The sequence below is a fragment of the Micromonospora sp. DT233 genome, assembly GCF_049841815.1.
GTDB lineage: Bacteria > Actinomycetota > Actinomycetes > Mycobacteriales > Micromonosporaceae > Micromonospora.
Genome location: NZ_JBNCLB010000006.1, coordinates 310569 through 329711, shown reverse-complemented (window position 1 = coordinate 329711; position 19143 = coordinate 310569). Strand labels below are relative to the sequence as shown.

Here is a 19143-nt window from a genome sequence, read left to right as displayed (position 1 = left end):
GGGGTTGGCTGTTGCGCTGGGCCGCGCGTGCTCGCCGGCCCGGTTCACCGGTACGCCCCGGCCTGCAGCTCGAACATCTCCGCGTACCGGCCGCCGGCGGCGAGCAGGTCCGCGTGGGTGCCGAGCTCGGCGACCCGCCCGTCGGCGAGGACCACGATCAGGTCCGCGAGCTGCACGGTGGAGAAGCGGTGGGACACGAAGACGCTGACCGCGCCGGTCCGCGCGGCCACCCGGGCGGCCTGCTGGCGGTAGCGCTCGAACAGGGCGTGCTCGGCCTCGGCGTCGAGGGCCGCGGCGGGCTCGTCGAGGACCACCAGCAGCGGCTCGTCGCGCATGAACGCCCGGCCCAGCGCAAGCTTCTGCCACTGCCCGCCGGAGAGCTCCACCCCGTCGGCGTAGCTGGTGCCGAGCTGGGTGGCCAGCCCCGCTTCGAGCGCGTCGACGACGTCACCGGCCCCGGCCCGGTCCAGCGCGGTACGCACCGCCGGCTCGTCGTCGCGCCGGGGCAGGTCGCCGAGGCCGACGGTCCGCCCGGCGGGCAGTTCGAACCGGACGAAGTCCTGGAAGCCGGCGGCGATCCGGGCCCGCCACGCCGGCAGGGAGAGCTCGCCCAGCTCGGTGCCGTCGACGAGGATCCGGCCGCCGGTCGGGCGCAGCAGACCGCAGAGGAGCTTGACCAGCGTGGTCTTGCCGGCACCGTTGTCGCCGACGATGGCGACCGTCGCGCCGGCCGGCAGGCGCAGGTCGAGGCCGGCGAGCACCGGCCGCTCCGCGCCGGGGTAGCGCAGCGTGACGTCGGCCAGCCGGATCCCGTCGCGCAGCCGGGTCGGCGGCGGCGGACCGGCCGTCGCCGACGGCGGACCGCCGGCCCGGATCAGCTCGTGCACCTCGTCGAGGCGCTGGTAGACGCTGCGCAGCCGTTGCAGGTCCTGCAACGCCCCGACCGCCGCGGCCACCTGCTGGTTGACCTGCGCCGCGATGGTGACCACCAGGATCACGTCGCCCGCGCCCCGGCGCCCCGCGACGGCGTCGCGGAGGATGAGCAGGACGGCGGCGACGTAGCCGGCCGCGAACGCCAACTGCCCGGACATCCGGACCAGGCTGGCCGCGCTCTGGGTGCGCCACAGCCGGCGGGTGCTGCCCTGCCAGAGGAGCCGGTGGCGGCGGCGGACCTCCGCTTCGAGGCCGAAGACCCGCAGTTCCCGGCCGGCGGCGGCCTGGGTGGCGAGGCGGAACAGGCCCAGCGCCCGGCGGGTCGACTCGGCGCTGGACTCGCGGGCCCGGTCCACCATCCGCTCCGCCCACCGGCCGGCCAGCAGCGGCGGCACGGCGACCAGCGGTAGCAGCAGCAACACCGGGTCGAGGGAGGCCAGCACCACCGTCGTCAGCGCCATCGCCACGGCCAGCCCGACGCCGGTCAGCACGGCCTGCAACCCGACCCGCAACTGCTCGACGTCCTCCTCCAGCACGGCGACCTTGTCGGCCAGCTCGGGCCGCTCGTAGTGCGCCATCCCCGGCGAGCCGTTGGTGGCCTCCATCAGGTCCTGGTGCAGGTGCAGGACGTCGAGCTCGGAGAGCTCGAAGTAGGCGATGTGCGCGAAGTGGCCGAGGGTGAGGCCGGCGATCAGCAGCACCGCCACGGCGACCCCGGCGAGGCTCGCGGCGACCGGCCGGCCGGCGTTCGCGGCCTCGAAGAGCACCCGCAGCATGAGCGCCACCAGGGGCCAGGCCACCGCGCCGGCGACGACCAGCACCAGGGCGGTGACGGCCTTGCGGCGGTCCTGGCGCAGCGAGGTACGCCACAGCGACCAGGCGGCCGAGAGCACTCCGCGACTCATCCGGCGCTCCGTTCCGGCCCGGCCGCCACCGGGACGTCGTCGTCGGCCGACCGGCCGTGGTCGTTAACCGGCCGGTCGTGGTCCGGCGGCCCGGCCCCGCTCTCCGGCCGGTCGGCGAACCGGGCCGCCTGCAGGGCGAACAGGCGGGCGTACCGGCCGCCCTGACGCCGCAGCTCCGCGTGCGTGCCCTCCTCGACGACCCGCCCGTCGGCCAGCACCACGATGTGGTCGGCGTGCCGGACGGTGGCGAAGCGGTGCGAGATCAGCACCGTGGTCACCCCCGCCGTGGCGGCGATGATCTCGTCGAAGAAGCGGGCCTCCGCGCGGACGTCGAGGCTCGCCGTCGGCTCGTCGAGGACCAGCACCGACGCGCCGTGGCGCAGGGCGAAGAGCGCGCGGGCAATGGCGAGGCGCTGCCACTGGCCGCCGGAGAGGTCCACCCCGCCGCGAAGCTGACCGGACAGCGGGGTGTCCAACCCCAGCGGCAGCTCGTCGAGCGCCCCCAGGATGCCCGCGGCCTGCGCCGCCGCGCGCAGGCCCGCCAGGTCGTCGGCGTGCGCGGCGGCCCCGAACGCGATGTTGTCGGCGGCGCTGGCCTCGTAGCGCAGGTAGTCCTGGAAGATGACGGCGAAGTTGGCCCGCCACCGCGCCACCTCGATCTCGTCGATCGCCCGCCCGCCGACGGTGATCCGCCCGCCGGTCGGGGTAGCCAGCCCGGTCAGCAGCTTGACCAGGGTGGTCTTCCCGGCGCCGTTGAGCCCCACGATCGCGGTGCACCTGCCGGGCGCCAGGGTGAGGTCGAGGCCGGTGAGGACGGGCGCGGCGCGGTGCGGGTAGCGGTACGACACCGCCTCGAACCGGATCTCCGCCGATCCGGCCCGAGGGCCGCCGGCGGCGGCGACCGGCGGCCCGTGCGGCTCGCCACCCGCGCCCGGTGCGGGCGTCAAGGGGGGTACGGGTGGCGCGGCGGGTACGGGTGGCGCGGCGGGTACGGGTGGCGCGGCGGGTACGGGTGGCGCGGCCGCCCCGCCCGGCGGGGTCGACCGGGCGGCCATCCCGGCGCGGAACGCGCCGACCGACCGGTAGGCGTTCATGCCGAACTGGGTCTGGGTGTCGGCCTCGGGGTAGAACTCGCCGAGCTGGATCGCCGCGAGGACGGCCTGGACCACCAGGGCCAGCCCGGTGAGGTCGACCTGCCGCTGGCCGCCGGCCCGGCCGAGCGCCGCCAGCAGGGTGACGAGGACCAGCAGCCCGATCGCCGTGTAGCCGAAGTAGGGCTTGAGGTAGACCCGGCGGCGCTCGGCCCACACCGGGCGCATCCAGTCCAGGTACGCCGAGCGGTACTGCTCGCGCAGCCACGGCAGCAGGCCGAAGACCCGGATCTCCTTCGCGGCCGACCGGCCGGTGGCGACGTGGCGGAAGTAGGTCAGCCTGCGTACCCGGGCGATGATCGTGCCGTAGATCGCGGCGTACTTGCGCAGGCCGCCGCGCTGCCCGTGGCGGAACGCCAGGACGGCGACGAGCAGGCCGGCCCCGGCGAGCCAGGAGAACGCCGCGCCGACGATCGCCGCGTAGCCGGCGAGCTGGCCGTAGCGGGCGAGCAGGGCCAGCATCCCGGCGCAGGCGGCACCGGGGCTCTGGATGCCCTGCTCGACCTCGCGGGCGGCCTCGCTGAGCTGGTCGGTGAGCGCCCGGTCGTCCAGCGGCTCCATGCTGGGGCTGCTCAGCGCGGCGGTCATCAGCTCCTGGGCGACCCACCCGTCGACCCGGCGCTGGACCAGCAGCCCGGTGGTGACCTGCGTCTGGACCAGCAACTGCTGGGCGCTGAGCGCGGCGGCGGCGATGACGAACGCGGTCACCAGCCGCCCGAAGGCCGGCGAGTCGACGCCGTCGCGCATGGCGGCGGGAAGCCGGCCGATGAGCAGGCTCGTCTCGACGACGAAGAGCACGGGCGCGGCGGCCAGCAGCAGGTTGTTGAGCACGGCGGCGGTCAGCGCCGCCCAGCCGGCGCGCGGCAGCAGCCGGACGATGCGCCAGCGGTCCACGGCGGTGCCCCGCAGGGCACCGAGGGCGGCGGCCGCGCGCGGCCCGTCGATGGTCATACCCGTTCCTCGATCTCGATGGTGTGCCCGGCGCGCTGGCGGGCCCGTTGGAACTCCAGCGCCGCCGCCCGGCCCTGGTCGAAGGCGCGGACCGCGTCCAGCCCGGCGGTGTCCCGGGCACCGCCGACGACGCGGTGCCAGACGCCGGCCCGGCGCACCGTCTGCACCAGCCCGTCGTTGGGCAGCTGGCCGGCGGCGACCACCACCGTGTCGGCGGGGATCGTGCGGGTCCGGCCCTCGGCGTCGGTGACGTGCACCCCGTCGCGGCCGATGCGCGGGTCGCGGACGCCCTGCACGAGGTCCACCCGCTGCCGGCGCAGCTCGGCCAGGACCGCCCACCGGGTCGAGCGCCCGAGTCGGGGCCCGAGCCGGGTGCCCCGCTGGACGATCGTCACCTGCCGGCGCGGGCCGGCGGACCGACCGCCCCGCCCGTCGCCACCGGGGGCCGGGCCGCCGTCACCGCCCCGGCCGCCGGGGCCCACCGGGCCGTCGTCGCCCGAGCCGTCGTGGCTGGCCAGGTGCGCCAGGTCCACGGCGATGCCGCCGCCGCCGATGATCACGACCCGCTCACCCAGCGCCGCGTCGGCGAAGGCCGAGGGGTAGTCGAGCACGTGCGGCAGGTCGGCCCCGGGAAGGTCCACCCGCCTGGGCAGCACCCCGGTGGCGACGATCACCCCGTCGAAGCCGCCGAGCAGGCCCTGGTCGGCCGGGGTGACGGGGCGGCCGGTGTGCACCGGGCAGCCGAGCCGGGCCAGCTCCTCGGTCAGGTACCGGATGGCGTCGAGGTAGTCGGCCTTGCCCGGCACCCGGCCGGCCAGCCGGAACTGGCCGCCGGGGTCGGGGTCGGCCTCGTAGACGGTCACCCGGTGCCCGGCCAGCGTCAACTCGTGCGCGGCCTTCAGCCCGGCCGGACCCGCGCCGACGACGGCGACGGCGCCGGGCGTCACGCCGGGTGGCGGCGGCTCGTGCTCCCGGCCGACCCGCGGGTTGACCATGCAGGAGACCGGTTCGTCGACCAGCGAGCGGTCGATGCAGGCCTGGTTGCAGGCGACGCAGACGTTGACCGGCCGGCCGCGCCGGGACCGCTCGACCAGCGCCGGATCGGCGAGGAACGGCCGCGCCATGGAGACGAAGTCCAGCGCCGTGCCGGCCAGCACCGCCTCGGCCTGCGCCAGCCGGTTGATCCGGTTGCTGGCCAGCACCGAGGTCGCGCCGACGGCCGCCTTGACCGCCGCCGCCACCGGCACCCAGTGCCCCGGCGGGACCACGGCCTGCACCGTGGGGACGGGGGACTCGTGCCAGCCGACCCCGACGTTCAGGGCGTCCGCACCGGCGGCGACCAGCGCGCGGGCGTACGCGCAGACGGTGGCGCGGTCGGTGCCGCCCGGCATCAGGTCGTCGCCGGTCATCCGCATGACGACGGGGAAGTCGGGGCCGACGGCGGCGCGGACCGCGCGGACCAGGGCCACCGGGAAGCGCAGCCGGCGGGCCGGGTCGCCGCCCCAGTCGTCGTCGCGTCGGTTGGTCAGCGGGGAGAGGAACTGGTCGACGAGGTAGCCCTCGGATCCCATGATCTCCACGGCGGCGAAGCCGAGGTCGCGGGCGTGGGCGGCCCCGCGCGCGAAGTCCGCCAGCGTGCGTTCGACCTCGCCCGGGGTCAGCGCGTGCGGGGTCTGCCGGGAGAACGCGCTGTGCACCGCCGAGGGCGCGACCGGTCGGGGGCCGTGCGCCGCCGGCCTGGCGTACCGGCCGGCGTGGAACAGTTGCAGGGCCAGCAGGCCGCCCGCCTCCCCCACCTCGGCGGCGACCCGCCGCAGCCGGGCGCGGAACCGCGCGTCGTCGAGCACCCCGTAGCCGGGGCCGCCGGCCCCCGCCGGGCTCACCGCCGCCCCACCGGTGACCATCAGCCCGGCGCCGCCGCGCACCCGGGCGAGGTAGAACGCGGCCAACGCCCGGCCGTCGTCGTCGCGCGTCTCCCAGCCCAGGTGCATCGCGCCGGTCACGATGCGGTGCGGCAGCACCAGCCGGCCGATGCGGCCGGGGCGCAGCACGGTGGCGAGGGCGGCGGTCATGTCAGCGGGGCGCTGAGGTCCTGCATGAACGGCGGCGCGACGATCGAGAGGCCGCCGTCGGCGACGATCGTCTGCCCGGTGATGTATTCGGATGCCGGCGAGAGCAGGAAGGCGATGACGTCGGCGACCTCCTGGGCGGTGCCCATCCGACCCTTCGGGATCTTGGGCAGCACCCCGGCCAACGGGGCCATGCCCGGCACGTCGTAGAAGTACCCCGAGGACTCGGTGTCGATGATGCCGCCGTTGACCGCGTTGACGTTGATGCCCCGCCCGCCGAACTCCACGGCCATGTAGCGCACCCACGCCTCGATCGCGGCCTTCGCCGCGCCCAGGTTGGCGTAGGTGGGGTAGGCGCGGATGCTGCCGTAGCTGGAGAGCGCCACGATCCGGCCGCCGTCGGGCATCAGCCGCACCGCCTGCTGGCAGCCCAGCACGAAGGCCCGCAGGTTCATCGCGTACGAGCGGTCCAGGTGGTGCTGCCGCAGGTCCATGATGTTCTTGAAGGCGCTCGCCGCCGCGTTCGAGACGAAGAAGTCGAGGGCGCCGAACTCGGCCGCCACGACCGCGAAGAGCCGGTCGATCTCCTCGGGCTGCTCCACGTCGGCGGCCACGGTGAGCGCCCGTGCCCCGAGCGCCTCGACCTCCTTGCGGACCTGGTCGGCCAGCTCGGCGTTCTTCTTGTAGTTGACCACGATCGAGCAGCCGTCCCGGGCCAGGGTGAGCGCGAGCGCCCGCCCGATGCCCCGGGAGCTGCCGGTGATCAGCGCGGTCCTGCCGTCGTACGTCGTCATCGTTGGCCCGCCAGGATCTCTCGTGCGATGACCGTCTTCTGGATCTCGTTGGTGCCTTCCTCGAACCGCTGCGCGCGGGCGTCGCGGTAGACCCGTTCGATGGGGCTGCCCTCCCAGTAGCCGATGCCACCGTGCACCTGAAGGGCCTTGTCGGTGACCCGGGTCAGCATGTCGACGGCGACCAGCTTGGCCATCGAGGAGAGCGCGTCGGCGTCGGACGCGCCGCCGGACCACCGCCGGGCGGCATGCAGGGTGAGCTGCCGGGCCGCCTCGATGTCGGCGGCGTTCTCGGCCAGCGCGAACGCGACGGCCTGGCGGGCGGCCAGCGGCTTGCCGAAGGTGACCCGCCGGCCGGCGTGGGCGATCGCGAGCTCCTGGGCGCGGCGGGCCAGGCCGACGCAGGTCATCGCCACGCCGATGCGGCTGGGGGTGAGGAACCCGCCCAGCGCGACGGCGAGGCCGGCGCCCTCCTCGCCGAGGCGGTTCGCCACCGGCACGGGGGCCCGGTCGAAGGTGAGGTGGGCGTGGTCGGTGCCGCGCACCCCCATCGTGTCGGCCATCGACTCCACCCGGACGCCGTCGACCCGGCGGTCCACCATCAGGGCGACCGTGCCGTCCTTGCCGCTGGTGCCGGCGAGGCGGGCGAAGAGCAGCCAGTAGTCGCAGCTCACCCCGAAGGTGATCAGGTGCTTCTCGCCGGAGAGCAGGTAGCTGTCGCCGTCGCGGACCACGCTGGCCCGCAGGTCCGCCCCGGTGCCCGCGGTCGGCTCGGTGAGGGTGAACGCCACCCGCAGGTCCCCGGCGACCTGCGGCAGGACGAAGCGCTTGCGCTGCTCGTCGGTGGCGAACTGGTCCATGGCCCGCCAGACGCCGTTGCAGACGTGCACGATCATCCGCAGTGAGGCGTGCGACATCGAGAAGAGTTCGAGCAGTCGCAGGTACTGGCTGAAGGAGAGGCCGGCGCCGCCGTACTCGGCGGGCGCGGCGAGCCGGAGGTAGCCCCGGTCCCGAAGGTCGTGCCAGAGCTCCGGCGGCACCGTGCGGGTGCGTTCGATGGCCTCGGCGTACTCCTCGCCGGGCCCGCGTACGAACGCCTCGACCTCGCGGGCGAGGGTCGCGAACGCCCCGCCGTCGTCCTGGGTCACTGGGTCTCCTCGCTGATGATCGACGTGATCCGGTCGCGCAGCACGAACTTCTGCACCTTGCCGACGACGTTGCGGGGCAGCTCGTCGACCAGTTCCAGCCGCTCGGGCCAGTACTGCCGGGCGAGCTTGTGCTCGTCGAGGAACTGCCGCATCCCGGCGAACGTCAGCGGCGCACCCGGCACCGTCGGCGCCACGAAGGCGCAGGCCCGCTCGCCGAGGCGGGCGTCGGGCATGGCGACGATCGCGACGTCGCGGACCGCCGGATGGGTGTGCAGCAACTGCTCCACCTCGGCCACCGGAATCTTCTCCCCGCCCCGGTTGATCACGTCGCGCACCCGGCCGGTGATCCGCACGAACCCGGCGTCGTCGACGACCGCCAGGTCACCGCTGCGGTACCAGCCGTCCGGGGTCAGCGCCGCCGCCGTCTGGTCCGGGCGGTCCAGGTAGCCGACGAAGAGGCAGTCGCTGCGTACCTCGAAGTTGCCCTCGGTGCCGGCGGGCAGCACGGTCCCGGCGTCGTCGGTGATCCGGACCCGGACGTCGCGCAGCGGGCGGCCGTCGGTGCCCCAGGCGCGGGCGGGTTCGTCGGTGGGCGCGGCGAGGGTGCCGAGGCAGGACTCGGTGGTGCCCCACGCGCCGCAGACCGCCGCGCCCAGGGTCCGGGTGGCGCGCTCGGCGAGGGTACGCGGCACCGCCGCGCCGGTGGCGACGAAGACGCGCAGCTCCGGTGGCGCGGTGCCCCCGTCGGCGACGGCGTCGACCAGGTCGGCGAGGAACGGGGTGGCGGCCTGGACGAAGGTCGCGCCGGTGCGGTGCAGGGTGGCCAGCGCGCCCCGGCCGGACCAGACCGGCTCCAGCACCACGGTCGCGCCGAGCAGGCAGCCGACCCACATGCCGTAGAGGAAGCCGGTCTGGTGCGCCAGCGGCGACGGCACGTAGAGCCGGTCGGCCGCGCTCAGCCCGAGGTGGCGGGCCTGCATGGCGGCGGCGCGGTTGAGGGTGTCCAGGCGGTGCAGCACGCCCTTGGGCTCGCCCGACGTGCCGGAGGTGAAGAGCAGTTGCACCAGGGCGTCCGGCGCGGGCCGGCGGGCGGCCAGGGCGCGGGCGTCGGGGCGTTGCCGGGCCACCGCGTCGGCGTACCGCTGCCATCGGGTCTTGGCCGACTCCGGCAGCGGGTCGGCGCCCCCGACGACGAGGACGTGCGCCACGCCGGGGGCGTCGGGCCCGGCCAGCACGGCGACGGTCTCGGCGACCCGGTCGCGGCCCCGGAACTCGGCGCAGACCACGAAGACCCGGGCCCGCGAGCGGCGCAGCACGTCGTCGATCTCCCGCTCGCGGAAGAACGGCATCAGCGGGCAGCAGAGCGCGCCGATGCGGGCGGCGGCCAGGGTGAGCACCACGAACTCGTGCCAGTTGGGCAGCTGCCAGGCGACCACGTCGCCCGCCGTCACGCCCAGTTCCAGCAGCAACGACGCCGCCTCGTCGGCCCGCCGGTCCAGCTCCCGCCAGGTGAGCGCGCCGCCGGGGCGGCCCGGCGAGGGCGCCTCGAGCACCGCGTCGTGGTCGGGGCGGGTCCGGGCGTGCCGGCGTACCAGGTCGGTCAGCCGGACGGCGGCCAGCCGGGCCGGGGACGGCAGCGTCGGCGCGGTGGCCGGCGGCCGGGCGGCGGCCCGGTCGACGGACATGTTCATCCCGATGTTGTTCATCTGCTCGACGAACGTCGGGTACGAGATGCGGTGCGCGTTCGGGTACGTCAGCCGGCTCTCGCCGCCGGCCCGCGACGCGGCCACCGCCAGCGCCATCAGCACCCGGTGGTCGTTGAACGACGACAGGTCGGCCTCGCGCAGCCGTGGCACGCCCGCGCAGACGAGCCGGTCGCCGTCCAGCCGCACCCGCCCGCCCATCCGGTTGAGTTGCAGCATCGCCGTCACCCGGTCGGACTCCTTGAGCCGCACGTGCGCCACGTTCTCCAGCACGGTCGTGCCGTTGGCGTGGGTGCCCAGCACGCTGAGCACCGGCAGCATGTCCGGCACCGCCCGGCAGTCCACCCGCGCCGGGTCCAGCCGCGAGCCGTCGTGGCGCACCCGCAGCCAGCCGGTGCCCGGGTCGCTCAGCAGCGGCAGCCCCATCCGGCGCAGCACGTCCAGCAGGTCGGCCTCGGGGTGGTCGAGCCCGTCGGCCCCGGCCGCCGGCAGCCCCCGGAAGAGGACGTCGGACGGGTGCAGGGCGGCGGCGGCCAACCCGAAGGCGGCGGCCCCGACGTCCGGCGGCAGGTGGACCACCGCCGGGGTGGCCCGCTGGCCGGGGTCGATCTCGAAGCGCCGCCCGTCCGCGCGGACCGTCACGTGCAGGCCGAACTGCCGCATCATGGCGATGGTCAGGTCCACGTAGGAGCGCTCGTTGAACGGGCCGACGACGTCGACCACCGTGGGGCCGGTCGCGAACGGGCTGACCAGCAGCAGGCTGGAGATCCACTGCGAGAGGGTGCCGGGGATCTCCACCCGGCCCCCGGTGGGTGGGCGGGCGGCGACGCGGATCGGCAGCAGCCCGCCGGCCGAGTCGACCCGTACGCCGATGCCGGCCAGCGCGTCGAGCAGCGGGCGGATGGGGCGGCGGCGGAAGTACTTCTGGCCGGTGATGGTGACCGGCGTCGCGGCCAGCGCGGCGAGCCCGGCCAGGAAGTAGAGGGTGGTGCCGGAGCTGCCGACGGAGACCTCCGGGCGGGCCGGCCGGTACGGGCCGCCGCGCACCACGAACGTGTCCCCGTCGACGGTGACGCCGGTGCCGAGGCCGCGCAGGGCGGCGATGGTGTGCCGCACGTGGCCCGCACCGCAGGTCCCGTGGATGTGGCTGGTCCCGTCGGCCAGCGACGCCAGCATCAGCGCGCGGTGGGCGTGGTACTTCGAGGCCGGGATGTCGAGCCCGCCCGCGAGGGGCTCGCTCACCCCCTTGACGACAAGACGCACGTTCGCTCCCCCAGTGGTGTCAGACGGTCGCGCCGGGGCCGGGGTCGGGCGGCACCGTTGCCGCCGGGGGCAGGCCGGGGCCGGGCGGTGCCGTCGCCGCCGGGGGCAGGCCGACGCCGCCGAAGACCGCGTGCATCCCGCCGTCGGCGTGCAGCACCTGCCCCGTGGTGTACCGGGACAGGTCCGAGAGGAGGAAGAGGACCGCGCCGACCACCCGCGCCGGGTCGGTGCGGTCCCAGCCCAGCGGGGCCCACCGCTCGTACTGCTCGGCCAGCTCGGCGAAGGTGCCCACGCCGCGCGCCGACACCGTCTCCACCGGGCCGGCGGCGACCAGGTTGACCCTGATCCCCGCCGGGCCGAGGTGCAGCGCCAGGTAGCGGGCGACGGCCTCCAGCGCCGACTTGTACACCCCCATCCAGCCGTAGCCGGGCAGGGCGCGGGTGGAGTCGACGGTCAGCCCCACCACCGCGCCGCCGCCCGGCGCGGCCCGCAGCAGCGGCGCGAGCGCGGTGGTGAGCTGCTGCAACGAGTACGACGACGCCCGGAACCCGGCGAGCACCCCGGCGGCCGGGGCGCCGACGAAGCCGGTGCCCAGCGCCTCCGGCGGCGCGGCGGCGATGCTGTGCAGCACCCCGTCGAGCCGTCCCCAGCGGCGCTGGACCTCGGCGGCCAGCGCGGCGACGCTCTCGTCGGACATGACGTCCAGGTCGAGCACCTCGGGGCGGGTCGGCAGCAGGTCGGCCACCTTCCGGGTGATCCGGGCGACCCGCCCGAACGAGGTCAGGACGACCTCGCAGCCCTCCCGTTGCAGGGCGGCGGCCACGTGCCAGGCGATCGACTCGTTGTTGAGGACCCCGGTGACCAGGTAGGTGCGCCTGGCCAGGCCGAGCGGCGAGGTCAATGCGACGCGCCCGCGAGGATCCGCTCGACGAGTTGCCCGAGGGTGACGTCGGCCAGTTCGCTGCGGGGGATCTCCACGTGGAACTCCTTGGCCACCATGGCCATCAGGTCGGCGATGTCGAGCGAGTCGATCTCCAACTCGTCGAACTTGGCCTCCGGGATGATCGCCTCCTCGTCGACGCCGAGGTCGATCAGCTCGGCGCGCAGCCGCTCCTCGACGACGGACGCGGTGAGCTGGGAAGAGGGAGAGGACATGCGGGCACTCCTTCGGGTGGGGGTGAGGGGGCTACGCGGCCAGCGGCGCGCGGCGGGCGAAGTTGTCGGCGTGCAGTTGCGCCCAGTACCACTGACGCCAGTAGCTCTCCGCCAGGTCCAGCCAGGTCTCCAGCCGGTTGGCGTCGTCGAGGAACCGGTTGAGGCTGACCAGCAGCCAGCTGTAGACGCCCTGGCTGTCGCGGCAGTCGGAGCAGTTGCCGGAGGTGCAGCAGAACTGGAGGGTCTCGTAGTCGGCGCCGTAGACGGCGAAGCCGTCCAGGACGGGGTTGCCGTTGCCGATTCGCTCGGCGTGGTCGGGGTGGTCCACGCTGATGCTCGGGCAGACGTCGTACCCGAACTGCCCGCCCCAGTGGCTGCGCCCGGTGATCAGCGTCTCGATGAAGTACGGGTGGCTGACCACGGTCTCCGGGTACTTCTGCTGGATCCGCAGCGCCTCGGCGAGGGTGCGCTGCTCGTTGTCGATCCGCAGCGCGTTGTCGCTGCCGTGCTCGGAGTAGAAGTTGAAGGTGACCTGGTTGCCGTTCTCCCCGATGGCCCGCACCGTCGGCTCGACGTACTGCAGGCCCTCCTCCGACAGGGCGTACACGAAGATCACCCGGGGGTCGTTGCGGTAGTGCTTGAGGGCGGTCTCGAAGAGCCCGCTGAACGACGACCCGTTGGGGCGGTAGCCGCGCAGGGAGTCGTCCAGCGGGCCGCCGCCGAAGAGGCTGATCGCCACGGCGACGTTCTCGAAGCCGGCCCGGGGCAGCGGCCGGATGCCGTTGGTGGAGATCGTCACGTACGGCAGCCGCTCGACGAACGGCCGGACCCGGGGCAGGACCAGGGTGGGCTCGCCGCCGATCAGGGTCGCCTGGGTGAAGCCCCGCGCGACGAGGGAGTCCACGAAGTCGGAGATCACCTTCGGGTCCGACGTCTCGGGGACGGCCGCGTCGAAGCCGCCCTCGAAGTACCAGCAGCCCTTGCACCGGATGTTGCAGGTGGTCGTCAGGTGCACCTCGGACGCCTTGACCCGCAGGCCCATGTCCCGGACGACGTGCAGCCGCCGGGCCAGGTCCGGGCGGCCGGCCAGCAGCGACTGCAACTGGGCCTTGGCCTCCCGGCGGGAGGGCGGCCGTGGATTGATCGCAACAGGAGTGGGCATGGCGCGGTCGTCCCTTCCGGTCGTCAGTTCGGTACGACGAGTCCGAGCGCGTGGATCCGCGGCGTCACGGTGTTGATCCACTTCTCCAGGGCCTCGCGGTTGTTCGTCTTGCGCAGCCCGAACCTGACCGCCCGCTTCGAGCGCTCCGAGTCGGGGGTGCCGAAGAGGCCCAGGAACACCGGCCACAGGCGGTTCAGGGCCGCCTGGAGCTGCTCACGGCCCTCCTCGGTGGCCGCCAGGTTGCGGCACACCCGCGCGCCGTGCGCGATGTGGATCTTCTCGTCGAGGATGATCGTGCGGACCGCGTCCGCCCACGGCTTGTAGCTGCCCTCGGCGAACTCCTTGATCATCAGAAGCGCGCTCTCCTCGCCGATGTAGGAGTAGATCCCGCGCTCGGCCCAGGTCGTGCACTCGTGCAGGCGCTTGTCGGAGAAGAGCCGGCGCTCCTCGATCGTCTGCGCCTCCATGTACGAGGTGTCGATGCCGATCTCGGCCAGTACCCGCTTGCCGATCTTGTAGTGGTCGTACTCCTCGGCGGCCCGCTCCGCGCAGACCTGACGCTCCTCGGCGTTGGGCGCCATCGGGAGGAACATCATGGTGTAGTCGTCCCCGCCGGAGAGCTCGCCCTCCGTATTGATCATGATCTGGCTGATCAGTGCCTTCTGATACGCGCGAGGCATCCGCTTCAGCTCTTCGGGGGTGCGGACCACCACTTCCTCGTCGTCGAGAATCTCCACCGACGTCACGCAAACCACCTCCTGTCGACTGCCACACCATTTGCCGGAAATTCGAGCCGCCCCGCCGGAGCGACTCATACCAACCGCTCGATCGCCAGGCGGCGCACCTCCGCCCTCTGGATCTTGCCGAGCGGGGTACGGGGAAAGCCGTCGACGCCGATCTCCTTGAGCGGGACGAAGCGGCGAGGCACCTTGAAGGGGCTGAGGAACGTCAGCAGCGTCGCCCGCCACCCGTCCTCGTCGGCCCCGGCACCGGGCAGCAGGCTGTAGACGAGGACCAGCTCCACACCGGTGACAGGGTGCGGCAGCGCGGCCACCACGCCCTCGTCGACGCCCGCCAGGTGCGGCACGGCGTTCTCGATCTCGGCGGGATAGACGTTCTCCCCGCTGACGATGACCATGCTGTCGATCCGGTCGACGATGGACAGCTCGCCGTGGGCGTCGACGTGCCCCAGGTCGCCGCTGCGCACCCAGCCGTCGGCCAGCCGCCGCGCGGTCAGCTCCGGGGCCTTCTCGTAGCGGGTGAAGATGCTCGGCCCGCCCAGCAGCACCTCGCCGTTCTCGCCGGCCGGCAGGTCGCGCCCGTCGGCGTCGACGACGCGCACGGCGGCGAACGGCACGGGCGGCCCGGCGGTACGCGGCCGCCCCGGCGCGCGGTCGCGCGGCTCGACCGTCGTCAGCGAGGTCATCTCCGTCATGCCGTACACCTGGTACACCGGGATGCCGAAGGTCTCCTCGAAGCGGTGGATGAGCGCCGGGCTGAGCGCCGAGCCGCCGGCGAGGACGCCCTTGAGGCGGCTCGCGGCGGGTCGTTGCGGGCGGTCCGCCAGGTTGGCGAGGTAGGCGTTGACCACCAGCGTCCAGGTCGGGGCGTGCCGGTCCACGTAGGTCCAGAACCGCACCAGCGCCGTCTCGGAGCGCACGCAGATCGACCGCCCGCCGCTCCACAGCGGGGTCAGCGTCGGGAACCCCTGCCCGCCGGCGTGGAAGATCGGGATGACGTTGAGGAAGACGTCGTCGGGGCCCGCGTCGGCCCAGCCGACCATGGCCAGGGAGTTGGCCAGCAGGCTGCGGTGCGACAGTACGACGCCCTTGGGGACCCCGGTCGAGCCGGAGGTGTAGACGATCTCCGCGTCCGCCGCGCCGTCGCCGGCCAAAAACAGCTCGCCCTCGTACGCCGCGCCCCGGGCGAGGATGTCGCCGAGCAGGGCCTCCGCGTCGTCCACGCCCACCCAGCGCGGGCCGGTCCCGCGCTGCACCTCGGCCCCGACCTGCACGGCTGGTTCCGCCTGCGCGGCGGTCGACGCCGGCCCGATCTTCTCGGCGACCGCCGCGGGCCCGAGCACGAGCGCGGGTTCGCAGTGCGCCAGCAGGGCGTCCAGCTCGCCCGGCCCCGACCTCGGATTCAGCGGCACGAACACCCGCTGCGCGGCGACGATGCCGATGAAGAGCAGCGCCGCCAGCGACGAGTTGTGCAGCACCGTCGCCACCCGCGCGCCCGGCGGCACCCCGTACGCGTCCAGCAGTGCGGCGCAGCCCCTGGTGAAGGTCAACACGTCGGCGAAGCTCACCGTCCGCCCCCCGGGCTCGGCCGGGACGAGGTACGGGCGGTCGCCGTGGCGGGTCGCCGCGGCCGAGACGAGGTCGAGCAGGTTGGCGGTCGCCGCGAGGTCCGGCTCGCCCAGCGGATCAGGCATCTGTCACGCCACTGAGGGTGGCCCCCCGCACCACGTCGCAGAGGCGGCTCACCGTCGGGGTGTCGAAGATGACGTCCACGACGTCCACGCCGTAGGTCGCCTCGACGCTCGTCACGATCTCCACCGCGGCCACCGAGTCCATGCCGAGCGCGACGAGGTCCTCGTCCGGCCCGACGGTGTCCCGATTGAGCACCTTGGCGCAGATGGCTGTCATATCCGCTTGAAGATCATTGGTGGTCACTGAGGTGAATCTCCATGTCAGGTCATTCCACGGGCCACCGCGACCTTGCAGTAGCGAGCGTTTCCGTCGCTCCGGGACTCGTCGGGACCATACCCACGGGCATCGATGACTGTCTAGAAGTAGCGGTGTCGTGACGGGCGGGTCGACGAGGGTCGGAAGAACGCGCCGAAAATTCGTTCACATTGATGTAGCGTCGGTCACGTGGGTAGAGGACGGTCGATGTCCGAGCTGGCTCTCACCGATGTGGAGCGGGCCGCGCTGCTGCGGGGGGCCCGCGCGGCCCGCTCGCCCCAGGCGTACGCGCTGCGCTGCCGGATCGTGCTGGCCTGCGCCGACGGCGCCACGAACGCCGAGGTGGCAGCTCGGCTCGGCGTCTCCCTGCCGACGGTGGGCAAGTGGCGGTCCCGCTTCCTGACGCGGCGGCTGGCCGGGCTCGTCGACGAGTCCAGGGCCGGCCGGCCGGCGACGATCCGCCCGGAGCAGGTGGCGCGGGTGGTCGCCGACACCCTGGGTCCCGCCCCGGAGCAGGCGAAACGCTGGTCCCGGGCGTCGATGGCCGCGCGCAGCGGCGTATCCGCCTCCACGATCGGGCGGATCTGGCGGGGCGCCGACCTACGCCCGCACCTGCAGGACGGGCTCCGGCTGAGCCACGACCCGCGCTTCGTGGCGCGGGTCGTCGACGTCGTCGGCCTGTACCGGGGCCCGTCGGGACGGGCGGTGGCGCTCGGCACGGCCGAAGGCCGGCGGGGGCACGACGAGGACCGACGCGCGCACGACCCGGCGGCCGCGCCCGGCACGGACGAGGCCCGGCCCACCCACGGCCCGGGGGCGACGCTCGACGGGGCCGGGGCCGGGGCCGGGGCCGCCGGGCCGGGCCGGTCCCGCCCGGCACCGCCGGGACGGCGTACGCCCGCCCGCGAGTACCGCGCGTTCCTGCACGCGCTCCATGCCGCCGTCCCCGCCGACCTGGACGTGCACGTCGTCTGCGACAGCGCGGCCCTGCACGACTCAACGCCGGTGCGTGGCTGGCTGGCCGGTCGTCCCCGCTTCCACCTGCACCTCATCCCGGCCGGCCCGCACTGGGCCGACCAGGCCGAGCGATGGTTCGCCCTGGTCGGCGGCCCTCCCCCGCACCTCGTCACGGGCATCGGCGCGCGGCCGGAGCAGGCCGAGGAGCGCGCCGACGATGCGGAACCCGTCGTGTGGGTCAAGAGCACCGAGGAGATTCGTCATCCACCGGCCGGAGGACGTCAATGAACTTCTGGCGCAGCGTACGCGCGGTGGCGTCGGCGCGGGGCGCGGGCGGAAGCACCGAGTCCCAGTGGGCGGTCACCGCGAAACGCGCCCGCCCGACGGGACGGACGGACCGACGGGGTCAGCGGGACGGCGAGGGGGGCACCTTCACGTACGCCGAGAGAACCGCGGTGCCGTCGGCCCGGGTGACCGCGAAGAACGACAGCGCGGAGACCGGCACCGGCACCTCGCCGGTGACCTCCCGCGCGTCGGCCGAGCCGGGCCAGGCGGCGACCGGATGGGTGGCCCCGTCCGTGGTCACCGCGTGGAGCTGGTACCGGACGCCGGTCTTCAGGCCGGTGACGGTGGCCCGCACGGTGACCGAGCCGTCCGGCCCGGCGGCGACGACCGAGAGGGTCGCCCCGTCCGTGCTGGCGGCGGCGGAGGCGGCGAGCGCCACCTCCACCGGTGCCGTCGGCTTGCCGCCACCGTCCTCGCCCCCGCCCGCCAGGCCGATGAAGGCCACGGCCGAGGCCAGCACCACCAGCACCGGCCCGGCGATGCCGAGCAGGCTTCTGACACGTACCCGGCGTCGATTCTTCGGCCGGCTGGCCGGGGCCGACGAGGGCCTGCGGTGGGCGGGCCCCACGACGCTCGCCGGCGATCGGCCGGGCGGGACGGCGTCGGTGGTCGGTCGGTCCGGCCCCGGAGGGATTGCCGCCACCGTCCGGGTCACCTCCGACGCCAGCGGGGTGGCCGCCGCCAACGGACGGGGGGCCGGGGCCGTCGCGTTCGCCGGCTCGGGGGCCGCGAGCGGGGGCGCGCCGAACTCCTCGACGATCTCCCGCCCGTCCTCCTCGGAGATCAGCGCCAGCATGGCGACCACCTCGCCGAGCTCGTCACACTCCGCGAGGCACGCGGGGCAGACCGCGAGGTGGTGCTCCACCGCGTCGCGTTCCCGCGCATCCAACACGCCCAGCAGGTACGGCCCCAGCAATTGCCGCACGTGCGATTCGTCGGCGGAATCCGTCATTCGGCATCCGATCCTCAAGCCACCCCGATTTGCTGTTTGTTGAGACGGCTCCCGCCGCCTGCGGGTTCACGAAGCAGGGGTGCGACTTCGCCGGCGTTCACCATCTAGGGATTGACCCAGTGCGGGAAACCACCGCCGACGTTATCGCCGTCACGGTCGAGGGCACCGGAGGTCCCCGATCGGGGGACATCATAGGCCGACGGGAAAGTGACCCGGCCCGTGAACCACGGTGCGGAGCGGTCCGTCTTCAAGGCGGCCAGATACCCAGGTAGGCCGTGGAGGTGGATGTGTTCAGCGTCGCGATCGTCGACGACCAACCGGTGTCGCGGGCCGGCATGGAGAAGCTCGTCTCCGATGATCCGGAGTTGGAGGTGGTGGCCTCCGTCGGCACCGTCGACGACCTGCCGCACGCCGGCCGGGACGCGTACGGCGTCGTGATCGTCGACCTGCCGCAGCGCGGCGGCACCGCCGTGGAGATCATTTCCAGGGTCGCCGGCATCGGCCGACCGCTGGTCTGCGCGTCCTGGGAGCAGCCGCCCACGCTGCTGGCCACGATCCGCGCCGGGGCGCGGGGCTGCATCACCCGGCACACCGAGCAGACCGCGTTCCGCGACGCGCTGCGCATCGTCGCCGAGGGCGGCTTCTACCTCTGCCCCCGGCTGGTCGGCCGGTTCCAGACCGAGCTGACCCGGCAGGCCGACGACGACCCGAGCGGCCTGGCCCCCCGGGAGGTCGAGACGCTGCGGTGGATCGCCCTGGGCTTCACCCACGCGCAGGTCGCCACCCGGATGGGCCTGTCGCAGGCCACGGTGAACACCTACGCGAAGCGGATCCGCGCCAAGCTGAACGTCAGCAACAAGGCGGAGCTGACCCGGATGGCGATCGAGCTGGGGCACCTGACGGAGAGCCGGCAGTCCTACCCGGCCGCGTAGCCGCCGCAACGGCTACGCGACCGGCATCCCCACTGGGGC

Annotated in this window: 15 protein-coding genes; 2 read left to right on the top strand and 13 right to left on the bottom strand. The window is 74.3% G+C overall.

Going from position 1 to position 19143, the window contains the following annotated elements:
• Window positions 1–44: 44 nt before the first annotated feature.
• The 12 genes from ACLQ2V_RS16990 to ACLQ2V_RS16935 form a co-directional block, all read right to left on the bottom strand.
• Window positions 45–1838 carry an ABC transporter ATP-binding protein gene (locus ACLQ2V_RS16990; protein ID WP_425719451.1) on the bottom strand — a complete coding sequence of 598 codons (1794 nt, stop codon included), beginning with the start codon at window positions 1836–1838 and terminating at the stop codon, window positions 45–47.
• The gene (locus ACLQ2V_RS16985; RefSeq protein ID WP_425719450.1) at window positions 1835–3940 is read right to left on the bottom strand and encodes an ATP-binding cassette domain-containing protein; all 2106 of its coding nucleotides are present in this window, start codon (window positions 3938–3940) and stop codon (window positions 1835–1837) included. The genes ACLQ2V_RS16990 and ACLQ2V_RS16985 overlap by 4 nt, the downstream gene beginning before the upstream one ends.
• Window positions 3937–6012: an FAD-dependent oxidoreductase gene (locus tag ACLQ2V_RS16980; RefSeq protein WP_425719449.1), complete on the bottom strand. Its 2076-nt coding sequence runs from the start codon at window positions 6010–6012 to the stop codon at window positions 3937–3939. The genes ACLQ2V_RS16985 and ACLQ2V_RS16980 overlap by 4 nt, the downstream gene beginning before the upstream one ends.
• Entirely contained in the window at window positions 6009–6803 is a 795-nt protein-coding gene (locus ACLQ2V_RS16975; protein WP_425719448.1) for an SDR family oxidoreductase, read from the bottom strand. Before ACLQ2V_RS16975 ends, ACLQ2V_RS16980 begins: the two co-directional genes overlap by 4 nt.
• Window positions 6800–7948 (bottom strand): acyl-CoA dehydrogenase family protein, encoded by a 1149-nt coding sequence (locus tag ACLQ2V_RS16970; RefSeq protein ID WP_425719447.1) that lies wholly within the window; start codon window positions 7946–7948, stop codon window positions 6800–6802. The genes ACLQ2V_RS16975 and ACLQ2V_RS16970 overlap by 4 nt, the downstream gene beginning before the upstream one ends.
• Entirely contained in the window at window positions 7945–10893 is a 2949-nt protein-coding gene (gene aroA, locus ACLQ2V_RS16965; RefSeq protein ID WP_425719446.1) for a 3-phosphoshikimate 1-carboxyvinyltransferase, read from the bottom strand. The genes ACLQ2V_RS16970 and aroA overlap by 4 nt, the downstream gene beginning before the upstream one ends.
• A 40-nt stretch (window positions 10894–10933) precedes the next feature.
• On the bottom strand, window positions 10934–11815 hold the full coding sequence (locus ACLQ2V_RS16960; RefSeq protein ID WP_425719445.1) for an SDR family oxidoreductase: 882 nt from the start codon (window positions 11813–11815) through the stop codon (window positions 10934–10936).
• Window positions 11812–12069 (bottom strand): acyl carrier protein, encoded by a 258-nt coding sequence (locus ACLQ2V_RS16955; protein ID WP_425719444.1) that lies wholly within the window; start codon window positions 12067–12069, stop codon window positions 11812–11814. Before ACLQ2V_RS16955 ends, ACLQ2V_RS16960 begins: the two co-directional genes overlap by 4 nt.
• A gap of 31 nt (window positions 12070–12100) precedes the next feature.
• Window positions 12101–13231, bottom strand: coding sequence for a radical SAM protein (locus ACLQ2V_RS16950; protein WP_425719443.1), 1131 nt, complete (start codon window positions 13229–13231; stop codon window positions 12101–12103).
• Between the two features lie 23 nt (window positions 13232–13254).
• Window positions 13255–13977: a Phenylacetic acid catabolic protein gene (locus ACLQ2V_RS16945; RefSeq protein WP_425719442.1), complete on the bottom strand. Its 723-nt coding sequence runs from the start codon at window positions 13975–13977 to the stop codon at window positions 13255–13257.
• Between the two features lie 65 nt (window positions 13978–14042).
• Window positions 14043–15665, bottom strand: a complete 1623-nt coding sequence (locus tag ACLQ2V_RS16940) for a class I adenylate-forming enzyme family protein (protein WP_425719441.1) — start codon at window positions 15663–15665, stop codon at window positions 14043–14045.
• Window positions 15658–15879: an acyl carrier protein gene (locus ACLQ2V_RS16935; RefSeq protein ID WP_425719440.1), complete on the bottom strand. Its 222-nt coding sequence runs from the start codon at window positions 15877–15879 to the stop codon at window positions 15658–15660. Before ACLQ2V_RS16935 ends, ACLQ2V_RS16940 begins: the two co-directional genes overlap by 8 nt.
• Window positions 15880–16125: 246 nt before the next feature.
• On the opposite strand from ACLQ2V_RS16935, the gene ACLQ2V_RS16930 reads away from it, so the two are divergent.
• Entirely contained in the window at window positions 16126–17163 is a 1038-nt protein-coding gene (locus ACLQ2V_RS16930; protein ID WP_425719439.1) for an IS630 family transposase, read from the top strand.
• Window positions 17164–17281: 118 nt separating this feature from the next.
• Here ACLQ2V_RS16930 and ACLQ2V_RS16925 read toward each other — a convergent pair whose 3' ends face one another.
• On the bottom strand, window positions 17282–18172 hold the full coding sequence (locus tag ACLQ2V_RS16925) for a zf-HC2 domain-containing protein (RefSeq protein WP_425719438.1): 891 nt from the start codon (window positions 18170–18172) through the stop codon (window positions 17282–17284).
• Window positions 18173–18447: 275 nt separating this feature from the next.
• On the opposite strand from ACLQ2V_RS16925, the gene ACLQ2V_RS16920 reads away from it, so the two are divergent.
• Window positions 18448–19104, top strand: a complete 657-nt coding sequence (locus ACLQ2V_RS16920; RefSeq protein ID WP_425719437.1) for a response regulator transcription factor — start codon at window positions 18448–18450, stop codon at window positions 19102–19104.
• Window positions 19105–19143 lie beyond the last annotated feature (39 nt).